General features: G+C 44.8%; 7 protein-coding genes. 6 read left to right on the top strand and 1 reads right to left on the bottom strand.

Annotated features, from left to right (window positions below; all coding sequences use genetic code 11):
- Positions 1 to 18 precede the first annotated feature (18 nt).
- Together NFI81_RS13695 and NFI81_RS13690 are read left to right on the top strand one after the other, a co-directional pair.
- Positions 19 to 1,782: a phospho-sugar mutase gene (locus tag NFI81_RS13695; protein ID WP_234611886.1), complete on the top strand. Its 1,764-nt coding sequence runs from the start codon at positions 19 to 21 to the stop codon at positions 1,780 to 1,782.
- 87 nt (positions 1,783 to 1,869) lie between these two features.
- Positions 1,870 to 3,021: a carboxypeptidase-like regulatory domain-containing protein gene (locus NFI81_RS13690; RefSeq protein WP_234611887.1), complete on the top strand. Its 1,152-nt coding sequence runs from the start codon at positions 1,870 to 1,872 to the stop codon at positions 3,019 to 3,021.
- On the opposite strand, the gene NFI81_RS13685 is transcribed toward NFI81_RS13690, so the two are convergent.
- Positions 3,022 to 4,560, bottom strand: coding sequence for an FG-GAP repeat domain-containing protein (locus NFI81_RS13685; RefSeq protein ID WP_234611888.1), 1,539 nt, complete (start codon positions 4,558 to 4,560; stop codon positions 3,022 to 3,024). It abuts the gene before it with no gap.
- Between the two features lie 232 nt (positions 4,561 to 4,792).
- Between NFI81_RS13685 and NFI81_RS13680 the strand changes: the two genes are divergently transcribed.
- The 4 genes from NFI81_RS13680 (at position 4,793) to NFI81_RS13665 (ending at position 17,207) form a co-directional block, all read left to right on the top strand.
- Positions 4,793 to 8,038, top strand: a complete 3,246-nt coding sequence (locus tag NFI81_RS13680) for a SusC/RagA family TonB-linked outer membrane protein (RefSeq protein ID WP_374759447.1) — start codon at positions 4,793 to 4,795, stop codon at positions 8,036 to 8,038.
- Positions 8,039 to 8,104: 66 nt separating this feature from the next.
- Positions 8,105 to 9,850, top strand: a complete 1,746-nt coding sequence (locus NFI81_RS13675) for a RagB/SusD family nutrient uptake outer membrane protein (protein WP_234611889.1) — start codon at positions 8,105 to 8,107, stop codon at positions 9,848 to 9,850.
- 93 nt (positions 9,851 to 9,943) lie between these two features.
- Entirely contained in the window at positions 9,944 to 13,513 is a 3,570-nt protein-coding gene (locus NFI81_RS13670) for a CRTAC1 family protein (protein WP_234611890.1), read from the top strand.
- A 493-nt stretch (positions 13,514 to 14,006) separates the two neighbouring features.
- On the top strand, positions 14,007 to 17,207 hold the full coding sequence (locus tag NFI81_RS13665; protein ID WP_234611891.1) for a SusC/RagA family TonB-linked outer membrane protein: 3,201 nt from the start codon (positions 14,007 to 14,009) through the stop codon (positions 17,205 to 17,207).
- Positions 17,208 to 17,223: the final 16 nt, after the last annotated feature.

The following is a 17,223-nucleotide window of genomic DNA, read 5'->3' as shown; positions in this document are numbered from 1 at the left end:
ATTCCATTCAATCAAATTATGACTGCAAAATTGGAACCCAGTGTAATGACCAAAGTGAGCAGCTGGCTCAACGGTGATTATGATATCGATACCAAACAATCCATTCAACAATTAATCGATGAAGGAAACGATACTGAACTGACAGACGCATTTTATAAAGACCTGGAATTCGGGACGGGTGGGCTGAGAGGCCTCATTGGTATAGGTTCCAACCGCATGAACCGTTACACTGTGGGAACGGCGACACAAGGTTTGGCAAATTATTTGAACCAGGCATTCCCAAATGAAGAAATAAAAGTGGCGATTGCTTACGACAGCCGCATTAAATCCGACGAATTTGCAAAAATCATTGCCGATATTTTCTCTGCAAATGGCATAGCCGTTTACCTTTTCGAAGCACTCCGTCCTACGCCGGAGCTTTCCTTTGCGATCCGTTTACTAGGTTGTAAAAGCGGCGTGGTAGTAACGGCATCGCACAATCCAAAGGAATATAATGGTTATAAGGCATATTGGGACGATGGTTCTCAGGTGGTTGCGCCGCACGATACCAACATTATTAATGAGGTGAACGCGATCACATCCATTGAGGAAGTGAAGTTCGACGGTGATGCATCGAAAATCATCATGATAGGTGCCGAGGTTGATGAAAAATATATGGATCACATTCTGTCGCTTTCCATTTCAAAGGGAGCTTTGGAACGTCAGAAAGGGCTGAAAATCGTTTACACACCTTTACATGGAACGGGTGTGACATTGGTTCCGGCACTTTTAGCTAAAATGGGTTTCGAAGCAGTTACCGTCATTGAAGAGCAAGCAGAGCCGAAAGGCAATGGGCAGTTCCCTACGGTCGTTTATCCAAATCCTGAGGAGAGTGAAGCCATGTCCAAAGCCGTGGAAAAAGCGAAGGAAATTGATGCGGACCTTGTTTTGGGAACAGACCCCGATGCGGATCGTGTGGGAATTGCGGTGAAAAACCATCACGGTGAAATCCAGCTTTTAAATGGTAACCAGACAGCCAGCGTGCTGATCTATTATCTTTTGAATGCCTGGAAAGACGCAGGTAAGCTAACAGGCTCTCAGTTTGTTTGTAAAACCATCGTTACCACCGATTTAATTGACAAAATGGCCGCGGCCTACGACGTTAAATGTTACAATACGCTGACCGGTTTCAAATACATCGCGCAGGTAATCCGTGAAAAAGAAGGCGTTGAGCAATTCATCGGCGGTGGCGAGGAAAGCTACGGTTATCTGATCGGTGACGCGGTTCGGGATAAAGATGCCATTGCTTCCTGCGCTATGATCGCGGAATTGACGGCTTATGCAAAAGACAAAGGGCTGAGCCTGTTTGATATGCTGATGGAAATCTACAAACAGTTTGGTTTCTATTACGAAGGACTCATTTCTTTGACCAAAAAAGGGAAATCAGGGGCGGATGAGATTCAGCAAATGATGGCCGATTTCCGTGCCAATCCGCCGAAGACTTTGGCAGGCTCGCCTGTGATCAGAATGGATGATTACAAAGCGCTTAGCACTGTGGACTTTACCAGCGGAACTTCACATTCCATTCCATCGGGGGAAATGGGCATTGAGCCATCTAATGTGCTTCAATTCTTTACAGAGGACGGAACGAAGTTTACTTGCCGCCCATCCGGAACAGAGCCTAAAATCAAATTTTATGTAGGCGTTCGGGCGGCTTTGGAGAAAAACGAAGATTTCGACAGCGTTTACGCGAGCTTGAAAGAGAAAGTAGCCTCGATTGGCGAAGAGCTTGGGTTGAAATAATCATTTGAAAAACATCATGCAAATAGCCACTTACTTCCGGGTGGCTATTTGCTTTTATATTTGAATAGAAAAGCGCCGGACCTTACAATGCATTTGAATTATAACTTGCTTACCAATAACGCCTCCCGCTCATTTTGGCTGGTGGTTTTTATTACGTTTTGCTGCTCGGGATATTCGCATGCCCAGCAGGGCGGGACGGTTACGCTTTCTGGAAAAGTCACTGATGAAAAAACAGGCAAGCCGCTTCCGTTTGCCAATGTGTTCATCAATAATTCAACCATAGGAACGAATGCGGACGAAAACGGTAATTACCGGCTGACCAATTTGTCTATTGGCAACCTGGAAATGGCCGTTTCGTTTTTGGGTTACGAAACTGTGAAGCAGACATTGCGTTTTGAGCAGCCCGGTGTTAAGACCGTTCTTTTCAAATTAAGGGAAGGTATGGAGCTGGAAGGTGTGACCGTTTATGCCAAAAAGAATAAGAAACGCGAGAAATATTTGAAGATCATTACCCGCGAATTGCTAGGAAACAGCCGTTTTAGCAAGCAATGTAAGATCCTTAACCCGCAGGTTTTGAAGATTTCGGAGGACGATGATAAACATTTAACCGCACAAACAACCAAGCCGCTGATCATTGAAAACCTTGCATTAGGCTATCGCATTCATCAGGATCTGGATGATTTTGATTATTTCAACGGGAAGGTTTATTATGGCGGAAGTACGCGGTTTGAATTGCTCGTTCCAAAAGATAGCTTGCAAAAAAAGCAGTGGCGGGCGAACCAGAAGATAGCCTATCAGGGCTCTGTGAAGCATTTATTGTCGAGCATGGTTTCGGATAGTTTACAGGAACAAGGTTTTAAAGTTTATCAGGCTATCCCCGATTCCATGAGACGGTTTAACACGGTGCGTACACAAAACGGGTATAACACCATTGCCAATCACCTGCATAATCGCATAGAGCAAGTGCGGGGAATGCGATTGATCCGCCCCGGCGAGCTGGTGACCGAGCGGTTAGTGGTTTCAGGCACGCAGCTGGAAGTGTTTTTTATGAAGAAAAAAGGCCGCTCTCCTTATTCAGATATGCCTTACGCATACACGCAAATCACGTTGCCGCAGGGTTATATGGTGATCACGCCATCGGGCTGGGTATCGATTCCAATGGGTTTTGAGATTGCAGGTGACCTTGGCAATGATCGTTTTTCATCACTTTTACCTGCCGACTGGAAGAGAGACGATTAGCTATTTCAGCTTCGTTGGCAATGTTTTGTTTTCAAGCAACACATATGGCGCATGCACATCCCAGGTGGGTTTCAAACTTTCCTTGTTCAGAAAGCCTTTGGAAAAATTCCCTAAGACAATGTCTTCATCGCCATCCCCATCATAATCTTCCACATCCATACAAATCCATCGCCCATGCTTATGCACAGGAACGGCATAGGGTTGGAAACGAGGTTTTTTTTCAGGCGTCAAGCCATTCTGTTCGAAATAAAGAAAACCTTCCTCAGGCTTTTTTTCAAAGTCTGCAAAAAAGGCGATGGTGGCAATGTCTATGTCTCCGTCTTTATCAAAATCCGCAGCGATAGCTTTTGTGCACCCATTTATGGGGAAAAAATGCGTTTGCTTAAACTGGAAATTTCCCGTTTCTTCATAAATATAAAGGCCATGATAAGGTTTCAGAATCCTTGAAAAATCACTGTTATCGCCGGCTGTATAAATAATGTCGAGCTTGCCGTCATGGGTAACATCAACCAGCTGAAAGCTGCTGGAACCGTAAACGGAAGGAAATCGGAGTACATTTTTTTCAGTAAAACCGCCCTGCTTATTATTGATAAAAACCCATATTCCTTCGTCTCCGTGTGCAAAGAGCGTTATAATATCTGGCCACCCGTCGCCATTCAGGTCGCGTATATGGCTTTCCGTTGCCCCTGGCATTTCTCTCACAGCCACCTTTTCAAACTTGTGCCCGGCAAGTTGTTTCAGTAAATACAATCCGCCCCGGTTGTGCCCGAACGCGCAGACCAGGTAATCCTGCAAACCATCTTTGTTGAAATCAATGGGCTGGCTTTGTATGGGCCGGGTGAGGTCATTTGAGATCAGTTCAGGCTTTGCGCCGGGCTTTTCGTTTAATGTTAAAATCTGGCCCTTCGTAATGTCCAGGGCGCGCATGCCACCCATGGAAGTGATGGTCATTTCGGGTTTTCTTTGAGTGGGAAAACAAATGTCAATCGCCGGGGAGGAAAGTTTGGTCACCAGTTTTCGCAGTTCCAAATTATCGGAAACGTACAAACCCGGATTTTCCAGGTCACTGGTGTAAATACGGTGCTGAGATGAGTCAATCGCAACCAGTAATGTACTGCTGACAGCCTTCGGAATAACTTTTGACTGTTTTAATTCAAAAATAGCCCAATCGCGCGTTTGTTTGTAACCGTTAGAAACTTGCAACGTATCCGGCGCAAGGGTTTGATAATAATGTACAAGCTTGTTCCAGTCGGCAGAGGACAGTGCAGACTGCTGGTTATGCAGATAAATGTTCCCTTCCAAAACTTCGATCCCAAGCTGCTCGGCCATTGCTGGTAACACGCCATTTATCCATGTGGATTTATCCAAAAGTGCCGGATCCGGAAGCTGGTGGCAGTTTGAGCAGTATTTTGCAGCCAGTGCTTTTCCCTCCGCTACGGACTCGCTGGCGTTCTTTTTACCACAGGAAATGTTACAAAGGCACAGGTAAACGGAAATCAGAAAAAAGTAATATTGAAGCCTGCGAAGATTCCTTAGCATCTCGTGAAAATAAATTTTGAGGTACAAATACTAAGATTGTACAATATGCGGCTTAACGATTTGCATGCATTCGTGTAAATAAACATTGTAAAATCGGTTATCTATGACATTATTTTATCTTTTTATAATACTATTATTTCATTACTTAAAAATTTTAGTCCGAAACAGCCAATTATTTGTGGAAATAATGATAGATTTGACTGCTTAATAATTATTAACCTAACCGCGTATTATGAAAAGAATCTACAAGAACTCCGGAAGGAGTATCTTCTTCTCCTTCATGCTCAGTTTCGCAGCAATTGTTGCATTCGCACAAGAACGTAAAGTAACAGGAAAGATCACCGACCTCGCCGGAACAGGCATTCCAGGAGCGACGGTTGTCTTGAAAGGAACCCAAACGGGAACAAACACAAATGGTGACGGCGATTTTTCTATTAACGTAGGAAATAGCGGCACATTGGTAATCAGCTTTGTTGGTTACAAAACAAAAGAAGTGACTGTGGGCAACCAGAGTGTCATCAACATTCAGATGGAAGATGACATTTCGGCGTTAGAGGAAGTTATCGTAACGGGTTACACCATCGATAGCAGGAGAGAAACAACGGGTGCGGTTTCCACAGTTAAGTCAAAAGACTTAACGGCAACCCCATCAGGAAACGTTGAACAGCAATTACAAGGGCGCGTGGCCGGGGTTACGGTGATCACAAATGGTCAGCCGGGAACATCCAGCCAGATCCGCGTAAGGGGTTTTGGCGCTTTTGGTGGTAACGAGCCATTGTATGTGGTTGACGGGGTGCCAACAGGATCAACAGATTTCCTTAATCCTGATGACATTGAAACAACAACCGTACTGAAAGATGCGGCGGCGGCTTCCATTTACGGAGCACGTGCAGCGAACGGTGTAATTGTTTACACGACCAAAAAAGGTACAAAGAAGGCTAAGAAACTGAGCGTTACATATGATGGACTTTTCGGGGTAACGACGCCTGGTAAAGGACAAACGATGCTGACACCTCAGGAACAAGCTGACTGGACATGGCAGGCGATCAGAAATGACGCATTCCAGGGTGATTCACTTCCGAAATTCACCAATGTTGCCAGCGGACAGTACGGCTCAGGTGACAAGCCGGTTTTGCCCGATTACATTAACGTAGGTGGAAAAACAGGCGTTGTGGGTGAACTGGACCTTGCTGCTGAAAAGTTGAAATACAATGTTGACCCGGCGCGCGGCTCCATTTATCAGGTTGTAAGGGCCAACAAGCAGGGAACAGACTGGTATGATGCGATCACAAGAAATGCCCCGTTGCAGAGACATTCACTGGGCTTTTCTGGTGGTGGTGACAACAACCGGTTTTATGCAGGTTTCAGTGTTCAGGATCAGAAGGGTATCATGTTGAACAATGGTTTCAAACGTTATGCCTTCCGTATTAACACTGAATTTGATGTGCTTAAAAACCTGAGAATTGGTCAGAACGCACAGTTCACTTACTTACAGGTGCTTGGCCAGGGCGGTGGAAATGGTGGACAAGGTGTGGCAGCGGATGAAAATGACATCCTTTCTGCATTCCGTATGCCTTCAATCATCCCGGTTTACGATGAATTCGGCGGTTATGCAGGAACGGCAGCAAAAGGTTTCAACAACCCGCGTAACCCGGTTGCCAGCAGGGACGGTCTGAAAAACAACGCAGGCTTCGCAGGAAACGGTTTCGGTAACTTCTATATCGAACTGGATGTGATCCCTGGTTTGACTTTACGTTCAAGCATTGGCGCACAGTATGCCAACTATGCAAACAGAGGTTTCAGCAGATTACAATATGAAAACTCTGAAAATAACTCAGCATTTGGTTACAACGAAGGTTCAGGGCACCGTTTCAGCTGGACGTTGACAAACACTGCCAACTTCAAGAAAACGTTTGGCTTGCACAATCTGGATGTGATCATTGGTCAGGAAGCGTTGAATACAGGGGTCGGAAAAAATCAGAACTCATCTGGTTTGAACCCATTCTCTACGGATATCAACTATATCAACATGAATAACGTTGGTTCAAAACAGGTTTTCAGTGACTATTATAAAGGAGTTAACTTCTACTCACTGTTTGCCCGCGCCAACTATACATTCAATGACCGCTACATTCTGACAGGGGTTGTGCGTCGCGACGGTTCTTCCCGTTTTGGTGCAAACAACCGTTACGGGGTGTTCCCTGCGTTCTCAGCAGCATGGAGAATTTCGTCCGAAAACTTCATGAAGAGCGTTCCTTTCGTAACAGAGCTTAAACTTAGAGGTGGTTACGGTCTGATGGGTAACTCCAATAACGTGGATCCAAACAACCAGTACAGCTTGTACGGCGCGAGTCTTGGCCAGTCATCTTACGATATCAATGGAACCAACTCAAGTGCAGTAGAAGGATACTACAGAACACGTATCGGTAATAAAAGCGCTAAGTGGGAAACCAGTATTACCAAGAACATTGGTATCGACGGAACATTCCTGAAAGGCAAACTGGATATCATTATTGACCTTTGGCAAAAAGATACCAAGGATCTTTTGTTCCAGGTTCCGATCACTGCAACTGCCGGATATGATGCAGCTGCTCCTTCTGTTAACGTTGGTAAAATGTCAAACAAGGGAATTGACTTGCAGATCATTAACCGTGGCCGCATTACAAATGACCTTGGTTATGAAGTGAACTTCACGGCTGGTATTCTTAAGAACAACATTGAGTCGCTTGCTCCGGGGATTAAATACCTGACAGTAAACCCTGATTTCCGCGGCATACAGCCTATCAGAAACCAGATTGGTTATGCGATCTCATCTTTCTACGGATACAAAGTAATGGGTCTCTTTGCTGACAAGGCAGAAGTGGATGGAGCGCCTGCACAGGATGGCAAAGCCCCTGGCCGTTTCCGTTATGAGGATGTTAGTGGTGACGGTGTGATCAATTCGGATGACAGAACGTATCTGGGAAGTCCGGTTCCGAAATTTACTGGCGGTATTAACCTTAAATTCACTTTCAAAGGATTTGATGTTGAAACTTACATGTATACTTCTGTTGGAAACAAGATCTTCAACGTTTCTAAATGGTTCACTGATTTTTATCCATCTTTTACAGGAGCAGCAGTTAGTGATCGCGTAAAAAACTCATGGTTGCCAACAAACACGAACACAAATACGCCGATCTTTGAAAGCACTTCTAATTTCAGCACCAACACGCAGTCAAACTCTTTCTATGTTGAAGACGGAACATTCTTCCGTATGCAAAATATAACCCTTGGCTATACATTGCCGGGTAACATTTTGGCTAAGCTTCGCATGTCTAAATTGCGCGTGTTTGCTTCAACGAACAACTTGTTCACTGTAACGAAGTATCAAGGTCTTGATCCGGGAGTTGGCGGTAACGCAGATACGAACTTTGGTATCGACGTTGGTAACTACCCGATTACAAGAAGCTACACTTTGGGTATCAATTTAGGTTTCTAAAATCGAAGAAACACAAGGATTATTTCACAACATCGGTTTAGACAGATTTTGATAAAAATGAATAAAATGAAAAATCAAATTTCGAAAAAAGGAGGGTTGGCGCTGTTATTGGTGATTATGCTGATCGGCTACTCCTGTAAAGAAACTTTCCTCGATATTCCGGCAACCGGCCAGCTCGATGAAGCGCAGCTTTCGACCAAAAAAGGGATTGAAGGCGTGCTCGTATCCGTGTACGGCCAGCTGAACGGGCGTGCAAACCGTATGGCGAGCGCCAGTAACTGGGTGTGGGGAAGTATTCGCGGAGGCGACGCCAACAAAGGAACGGATCCAGGGGATTTCAGTGATATCAACCCGATCCAGCGCTTTGAATATCAGACCACGCAAGGTGTGATCCTGGATAAATGGAAAGGTAACTACGAAGGTGTAGCCCGCGCTAACCTGGTGATCAAGCTGCTCGGCGTTGCGCAGGCAGACGTTACAGAAGACGACAAGAAAAGAATCGGCGGTGAGGCTCGCTTTTTGAGAGCACATTACTATTTCGAACTGAAACGCGGCTTTAACAATGTTCCTTTTGTTGACGAAACAAAAGACTACGGCACAGGCATTGAGGCAGTTCCTAACACTGTTGAGCTTTGGCCTTTGATTGAAGCAGACATGAAAAATGCCTATGAAAGCCTCCCTGAAACGCAAACTGCGGCAGGTCGGGCTAACAAATGGGCTGCTGCTGCTTATCTGGCCAAGATCTATATGTACCAAAAGAAGTTTACCGAAGCAAAGGCCCTTTACGACCTGATCATTGCCAATGGTAAAACAACAAATGGTAAAAAATTCGGTCTGGTTCCTAAATTCCAGGATGCATTTAAAGCTTCAAATGATAACAATTCCGAATCGGTTTTTGCGATTCAAGCTGCGGCTAATACGGGAAGCGTAAACAATGCAAACCCTGAATTTGACCTTAACTGGCCTTATAACACGGGTCCGAATGGTCCGGGTAACTGCTGTAGTTTCTTCCAGCCAAGCTTTGAGCTGGGTAACTCTTTCCGTACGGATGCAGCAGGACTTCCTTTGCTGGATGGTTCTTACAATGCAGCTGGCAAAGAATTGAAAACGGATATGGGCCTTAAATCCTCTGATCCGTTTACGCCGGATGCAGGTCCTGTTGATCCACGTCTTGATCACTCAATCGGTCGTCGCGGTCTTCCATTCCTTGACTGGATCGATCACCCAGGTAACGACTGGATTCGTAACCAACCGAATGCAGGACCTTATACGCCTAAGAAATATGCTTACTACAAGTCAGACATTGGCTCATTGCAAGATAACAGCTCATGGACACCTGGTTACACAGCGATCAACGTGAACATTATCCGCTATGCTGACGTGCTTTTAATGGCAGCAGAAGCTGAAATCGAAGTAGGATCCTTGGAAAAAGCGAGAGAGTATGTAAACCTTGTCCGCACACGTGCTGCGAATCCGGAAAGTTTCGTAAAACGTGCCAATGGCGCAGCTGCTGCCAACTATGTGATCAGCACTTACAAAACCGCATTCGCAAGCAAGGATGCAGCCCGCACCGCAGTTCGTTTCGAAAGAAAACTTGAACTTTCAGGTGAAGGTCATCGCTTTTTTGACCTTGTACGCTGGGAAATTGCAGACTCTGCAATCAATGCTTACCTTACTTATGAAGGTAAAAAACTAAGCGGAGCTTTGGGTGGAACGAAATTCACAGTGAAGAAAAATGAGTTTCTTCCAGTTCCTCAGGAGCAAGTTGACTTGTTGGGTAAAGACGTTCTTGTACAAAACCCAGGTTATTAATTTTTTTCAGAATTGTTAAAAAAAAGGAGGTGGTATTAGTTTACCATCTCCTTTTCTTAATTTCGAGATATCCCCCACTTTCGTTGTTTTAAAATGAATCCACTTTTACGCTTAAAGTATCTATTGCCGGCATTGCTGGTTGCAGCCCTGCTCACTTCCTGCAACAAAAAACTGAAAACATTCACGCAGCTCGACAGCGATGAAACGGGGATTCAGTTTTCAAATCGCATCGCGGAAAATGATACAATGAACATTCTGGCGTTTGAGTATGTGTATAATGGCGGTGGCGTAGCACTGGGCGACTTCAATAATGACAGCCTGCCCGATGTTTACTTTACCGGAAACTCGGTCGACAATAAATTATATCTTAATAAAGGTGATTTCAAATTCGAAGACGTCACACAGAAGGCGGGTGTGGAAGCCAAAGATAAGTGGGCAACCGGCGTAGCGCTGATCGATATCAATGCGGATAATTTGCTGGACATTTATGTATGCGCTTCCGTGCGCGAAGTGGCGAAAGAGCGTGAAAATCTGCTTTATGTAAATCAGGGACTGGACGAAAACAAAGTTCCGGTTTTTAAAGAAATGGGTAAGGAATACGGAGTTGCAGACACTACGCACACAACCAACGCCGCTTTTCTGGATTATGACAATGATGGCGATCTGGACCTGTTTTTGCTCGTTAATGAGATGGATGATAATAATTTTCCTAATAAATACCACAGAAAGATCGTAGACGGATCATCCAGAAGAACGGACCGGCTGTATCGAAATGATTGGGATGAAAAATTAAAACACCCCGTTTTTACCAATGTTTCAAAAGAAGCAGGAATTCTCATTGAAGGTTACGGCCTGGGCGTGAATGTGACCGACATTAATCAGGACGGGTATAAGGACATTTATGTTACCAATGATTATCTGACCAATGACCTGTTGTACATTAACAATGGTAACGGCACATTCACCGACAAAGCACCTTCCTCATTCAAGCACACTTCCCATTCTGCAATGGGTAATGACGTTGCCGATATCAATAATGATGGTCTCGTGGATGTAATTGCGGTAGATATGATGCCTGCAACCAACCGGAGAAAGAAGATGATGACGCCATCGAACAGTTACGTTACTTACCAGAACAACGAGCTTTTCGGTTACCAATATCAGGTCGCGAGAAACACATTACAGTTAAATCTGGGATCGGTTGATGGCAAAAGCAAGAATCCCGTTTTCAGTGAAATTGGTTTATTAAGCGGCATAGCCGAAACCGATTGGAGCTGGACACCTATGGTCACGGATTTTGACAATGACGGCATGCGGGACATGATTGTGACCAACGGTTTTCCCAAAGACATTACGGACCTCGACTTCATTGCTTACCGGAACGAAGTGTCGAGTGTTATGGAGCCTATGATGATGCTGGATTACATTCCAGCCGTCAAGATTGCCAATTTTGCGTTCAAGAATAAAGGGAACCTTGGTTTCGAAGATGTGTCCGAGAATTGGGGGCTGGAAGCGACAAGCTTCTCCAATGGCGCTGCCTATGCAGACCTGGACAATGACGGAGACCTGGATTTTGTGGTGAATAACATCAACGATTCTGCATTTGTCTACCGGAATAACAGCATTCAGATCAAGCCGGAGGAAAGCAACTATTTGCGTATCGCGTTCAAAGGAAGCCGTTACAACAAGGCAGGCATAGGAGCCATTGCTGAGATCACCTACGCAGATACGATGAGACAGATTTCCGAAAATTCACCTTATAGGGGTTATCTGTCGACCATTGAACCTTACGTTCATTTTGGAACAGGAAAAACCAGGAAAATAGATCAGGTAAAAGTGACCTGGCCGGGCGGCAAATCACAGATCATGAAAGATGTGAAAGCCAACCAGGTAATTACTTTCAAAGAAGCCGATGCGAAGAACACCATTGAATCGCATCAAAATGACATTTCGGTAACTGCTCTGTTTACAGACATTACATCAAACATTAACCTTCCTTACAGACACCAGGAAACGGATATCATTGATTTCAATATACAAAAACTGCTTCCCCACAAAATGTCACAATTCGGCCCCGCCATGGCCGCCGGTGATGTAAATGGAGACGGTCTGGACGATATTTTTATAGGCGGCGCCATGCATTACAAAGGCCGTTTCCTTATGCAGCAAACGAATGGAAAGTTCCAGGTTTCGGATCTCCTTCCAGGCGTGGAAGGCATTACGAAGGAAACCGAAGATATGGGCGTCCTGCTTTTTGACGCTGATAATGATAAAGATCTCGATCTGTGCATTGTAAGCGGCAGTTACGAGATCCGCGCCGACACTCCGGGGCTCAAAACATTGTTTTATATAAATGATGGGAAAGGCAAATTCAGTCTTGATACAGCCGCATTGCCGCAATTTCTGGTAAACGGTTCCTGCATAAAGGCAGTGGATTATGACAAAGACGGTGATCTGGACCTTTTTATTGGCGGTAGAGTAGAATCGGGAGCCTATCCCAAGCCGGTTTCCAGCCATATTCTCCGGAATGATACGCAAAGCAGCACCATTAAATTCTCAGATGTAACCAAGGCGATCGTGCCGGAACTGGTTAACCTCGGCCTTGTCTGCGATGCCTTATGGACCGATTATGACAATGATGGCTGGGTGGATTTGCTTGTGGCAGGAGAGTGGATGCCGCTGACCTTTTTTAAAAATGATAAGGGCAAATTCAAAATAACGCCATCTGGACTTGAAGATAAAAAAGGTTGGTGGGGAAGTCTGACAGCGGGTGATTTTGACAATGATGGTGACATGGACTACATGGCCGGAAACCTCGGTATTAATTCACTGGCGCGCGCTTCAGAAAAGCAGCCTGTGAACATGTACGCCAAAGATTTTAACAATGATGGGTATTTTGACGCGATCCCGACCGTATTCTACAAAGCGGACGACAACACATACAAAGAGTTCCCTTACAACACCCGCGACGACATGGGCAAGCAAATTATCCAGGTCCGTCAGCGTTTTCAGGAGTATAACAAGTTCGCGCAAGTTGGCCTGACGGATATCTTGAAGCCCGAAGAGTTGAAAGATGCGCTGCATGTCAGCGCTACCTGGATGAAAAGCAGCTATATAGAAAACCTGGGCAATGGCAAGTTTGCTGTGCACGAATTGCCAGTCCAGGCACAAGTTGCGCCTATCTTTGGAATGATCGCCGATGATTTTGATCAGGATGGAAACCTGGACGTGTTACTCACAGGAAATGATTATGGCTCCGAAGTTTCCGTGGGGCGATATGATGCATTTTATGGCCTGGTGTTGAAAGGCAATGGTAAGGGGGCATTCAAGCCTACAACGCTGGCGCAAAGCGGATATGCTTCAATGGGTAATGCAAAAGGATTGGTTAAGCTGGCTTCTTCCGGTAACAACTGGATTACGGCCACTTCCCAGAACCGGGATTCGGTCCGTTTCCATCAGATCCGGAAAGAGGCGGCAAAGTTTCCACTCATGCCAACCGAGACAACTGTATTGTTGAAACTTAAAGGCGGAAAAACCAGGCGCGAGGAACTGGGTTATGGTTCTTCGTTTTTATCGCAATCTTCGCACATGTTGTTTTTACCAGCTTATGCCGAGCAGGCAATCGCCATCGATTCCAAAGGATCACAACGGAAATTGAAATAAAATAGCTGATTAACAAGCCTCAAACGCATTGTTAAAGCCTGGATGAAACCGACTCATCCAGGCTTTTATATTTTACCCAACTATATAACTTTTCTAATATGTAAGGAAATTGTCAAATTTACATTTATTGCTAATCTTATTTATTATGTAACTATTTTTATACAAATTTGAAATGTGGAATTTGACCGTATTCTTTATAAAAGCCAATTAAACATTCATATAAATCAGAAAATTTGTAACCGCAATTTCACTATAAATCACTCATAATGTGATACTTGTAAATATGACACTTTATACGTTTGAGATTAAAATGCGATTAAAACGGAATTTTATTGTAAGCATTTTATTAGAAAAATTAAATAAATCCAGACCATTGTATAGCGGAATAATGCAATAAAATACACGATTTAATATATTGTTATTTAGTTAGATTATTTAATGATTAAAAAGTATAGTTTTGATCATCATACTAATATTAACCTAACTAAATACGATGAAACAAAATTACCTTCTCCTGGGAAGCAGGCTGATCTTAAGTACACTTCTGTTCCTCCTCTGTCAAAATGTATTTTCCCAAGATTTAACCATTACAGGGAAAGTAATGGACGAACAATCGGGTTCCAGCCTACCCGGCGCTTCGGTTACCTTAAAGGGTTCTACGAGTGTTGGTGTTACCACGGATGCGGACGGAAAGTATTCCATCAAAGTGCCGTCCAGCGCGCAATCTATCGTGATTTCTTTTATTGGCTACACTGCAAAAGAAGTCGCAATCGGTAACAGATCCGTTATCGATATCGCCCTTTTAAGCGATGTGAGTGCATTGGAAGAAGTAATTGTAACCGGCTACGGCTCGCAATCCAAGCGCGACATTACGGGTTCTGTAACGACGGTTAACGCAAAAGACCTTCAATCTGTGCCGGCTACCACATTTGCCCAGCAATTACAAGGACGTGCGTCCGGCCTCAACATTGTGAATGACGCCACGCCGGGCGGTAATGCCACGGTGCGTATACGGGGCTTCGGTACAATTGGTAACAATGATCCGTTATTTATTATTGATGGCGTGCCCACAGAAAACCAGGGTAACCTCAATCCTAACGACATTGAAACCATTCAAATCCTGAAAGATGCCTCATCGGCGTCCATTTATGGTTCCCGCGCGGCAAACGGCGTTGTGATCATCACAACAAAACGCGGCAAGATCGGCAAGCCGGTTATCTCATTCAATGCTTATTACGGAACGCAAAAAACCTACAAAGATGCCGAAGCGCTGAATGCGGAGGAATTGGGAAAATATTTATATCTGGCAGATAAATATGCTGGAAAAACGCCTTCACACGGGCAATATACATTCGGCCCGAATGGAGAAGTGACTATTCCTGATTATGTGTTTCCGAGCAAAGGAAAAGAAGGCACTGCGGAAGTTGATCCGGCTAAATATTCCCTGATTCCGGGCAACATTTACGCCATTACAAAAGCTGCCGACACCGATTGGTGGAACGAGCTGACAACCACTGCGCCCATTCAAAATTACCAGATCTCAGCCTCCGGCGGAACGGAAAACAGTCGCTACGCGCTGTCAATTGGCTATTTCAGTCAGGATGGGGTTGTGAAATTCATTGGTTATGACCGTTACACCATTCGTGCTAACACGGAATTTTCTGCTTTGGGCAAAAAGCTTCGGGTAGGAGAGAACCTGGCGGTTTCATTTGATAACAGAAAAGGAGGATTTGGTAACAACCAGGAACAGAACGCGGTTTCGGGAAGTTACAAACACCATCCGCTGCTTCCGATTTACGACATAGCTGGAAATTTTGCAGGATCAAGAGGAGCGAACCTGGGGAATAACTCCAACCCCTATGCAACGCTTTACCGTGAAAAAGACAACACAACATATCGCCTCAGGGCATTTGGTAACGTTTATGGTGAGTTTGACATTATTCCGAACCTGACCATTAAAACAAGTCTTGGTATCGACGGTGTAAGCCAGAGAGGTCGCTATATCGGTCGTGCTAACCCTGAATATGTGGAAGGAAGCTTCAACAATGGTTCCACCTCAACGGATTATTATTCCTATCAATGGGTTTGGACCAACACATTGAGCTATTCGCGCAATTTTGGAACAAATCACAAAGTGGATGCTTACATTGGTATGGAAGCCATCCGTGAATTTGCAGAGGAATTTGGTGCAGCCCGTTCAGGATATGCATTTGAAATTCCTTCAATCATTAATTACTTAAATCTTGGGGATGCAACGAAAGCCACCAATTATGGCGGTGTAAACCGGGATTACAGCCTTTACTCGCAGTTTGGAAAAGTTAACTACGCGTATGCCGACAAATATCTGTTGCAGTTCATTTTGAGAAATGATGCTTCATCACGTTTCCAGGCAGCTTCCAGAAGTGCACTATTTCCTGCATTCAGCGTTGGATGGCGGTTGTCTGAGGAAAATTTCATGAAGGAATTCGGGTTTATCAATGACTTGAAAATTCGCTACGGATGGGGTAAAACAGGTAACCAAAAAATCGGGGACTACAATGCGTTTACAACTTATCGTGCGGACATTTTCCACGCAGGTTATCCTATCGACGGTTCACCAAGCCAGCCAACCATTGGTTATGATGCATCATCATTTGGTAATCCCAATGCAAAATGGGAAACAACAACTTCCAACAACTTAGGTCTGGACGCAACATTCCTGAACGACGCATTAACATTTGAGATTGACTTCTGGAACAGAAAAACAGCTGATATGCTGTTCTCGACGCCAATCACATTCACAGCCGGTGACGCCAATGCGCCATCATTCAATGTGGGAGCGATGACGAATAAGGGAATTGACCTCGGAATCAGCTATCGGAATACATTGATGAAAGGTGATTTCCGTTACGGTTTGTCGGCAAACTATTCCATGTACAGAAACACGGTGGATAAGCTGGACGAAAGCGCCAACACCAAATATTTTGGTGCCGGGTCGCGCGTTCCTGCCGTAACATTGACACAGGCCGGGCTGCCACTGTCTTCCTATTATGGTTATAAAGTGTTAGGGATTTTCCAATCGGACGAAGAGGCGAAAGCGTGGGCTCCTTACGAGAAATATAACAAGGCAGGGAAATTCAAAATGGCCGATATCAATGGTGACGGAAAGATCACAGATGACGACCGGACCGTAATCGGCAACCCCCACCCTGATTTTGTTTATGGCATAAACCTGAATTTGGGTTATAAAGCTTTTGATCTCACCGTCTTTGGTAATGGTGTTGTTGGAAATGAAATATTCAACTATCTGCGTTATTTCACCGATTTCAACACTTTCCAAGGCAATCGTGCGAAGCGCGCGCTTTATGACGCATGGCAGCCGGACCATAAGGAAGGCACTGTGCCGATTATGGATGCGGACGACCAGATCAGCAGCCGCCCTTCAAGCTATCTCGTTGAAAAGGGCACATATTTCCGTCTCAAAAATGTTCAGCTGACCTACACATTACCAAAAGTTGCATCGGCGAAAATCGGGTTCAGCAACGCGCAGATCTACGTTCAGGGCCAGAATATGCTTACCGTGACAAAGTATACAGGTTTGAATCCGGAAGTTCAGAGCAACAGCCAGCCGGGACAAGACAACACGCTCGGCTTTGACGGTGGTTTTATGCCCGTTTCCCGGACATTCCTGGTCGGGCTGAATTTCTCGTTCTAAAACCGGCTTTTTCAAA

This window comes from Dyadobacter fanqingshengii (assembly GCF_023822005.2).
GTDB lineage: Bacteria > Bacteroidota > Bacteroidia > Cytophagales > Spirosomataceae > Dyadobacter > Dyadobacter fanqingshengii.
This window is presented reverse-complemented; position numbering and strand designations above follow the sequence as displayed.

Bases quoted from the DNA above. Each gene is read 5' to 3' on its own strand.
- NFI81_RS13695 (WP_234611886.1), top strand. From the start codon at position 19: ATGACTGCAAAATTGGAACCCAGTGTAATGACCAAAGTGAGCAGCTGG.
- NFI81_RS13690 (WP_234611887.1), top strand. From the start codon at position 1,870: ATGCATTTGAATTATAACTTGCTTACCAATAACGCCTCCCGCTCATTT.
- NFI81_RS13685 (WP_234611888.1), bottom strand. From the start codon at position 4,560: ATGCTAAGGAATCTTCGCAGGCTTCAATATTACTTTTTTCTGATTTCC.
- NFI81_RS13680 (WP_374759447.1), top strand. From the start codon at position 4,793: ATGAAAAGAATCTACAAGAACTCCGGAAGGAGTATCTTCTTCTCCTTC.
- NFI81_RS13675 (WP_234611889.1), top strand. From the start codon at position 8,105: ATGAAAAATCAAATTTCGAAAAAAGGAGGGTTGGCGCTGTTATTGGTG.
- NFI81_RS13670 (WP_234611890.1), top strand. From the start codon at position 9,944: ATGAATCCACTTTTACGCTTAAAGTATCTATTGCCGGCATTGCTGGTT.
- NFI81_RS13665 (WP_234611891.1), top strand. From the start codon at position 14,007: ATGAAACAAAATTACCTTCTCCTGGGAAGCAGGCTGATCTTAAGTACA.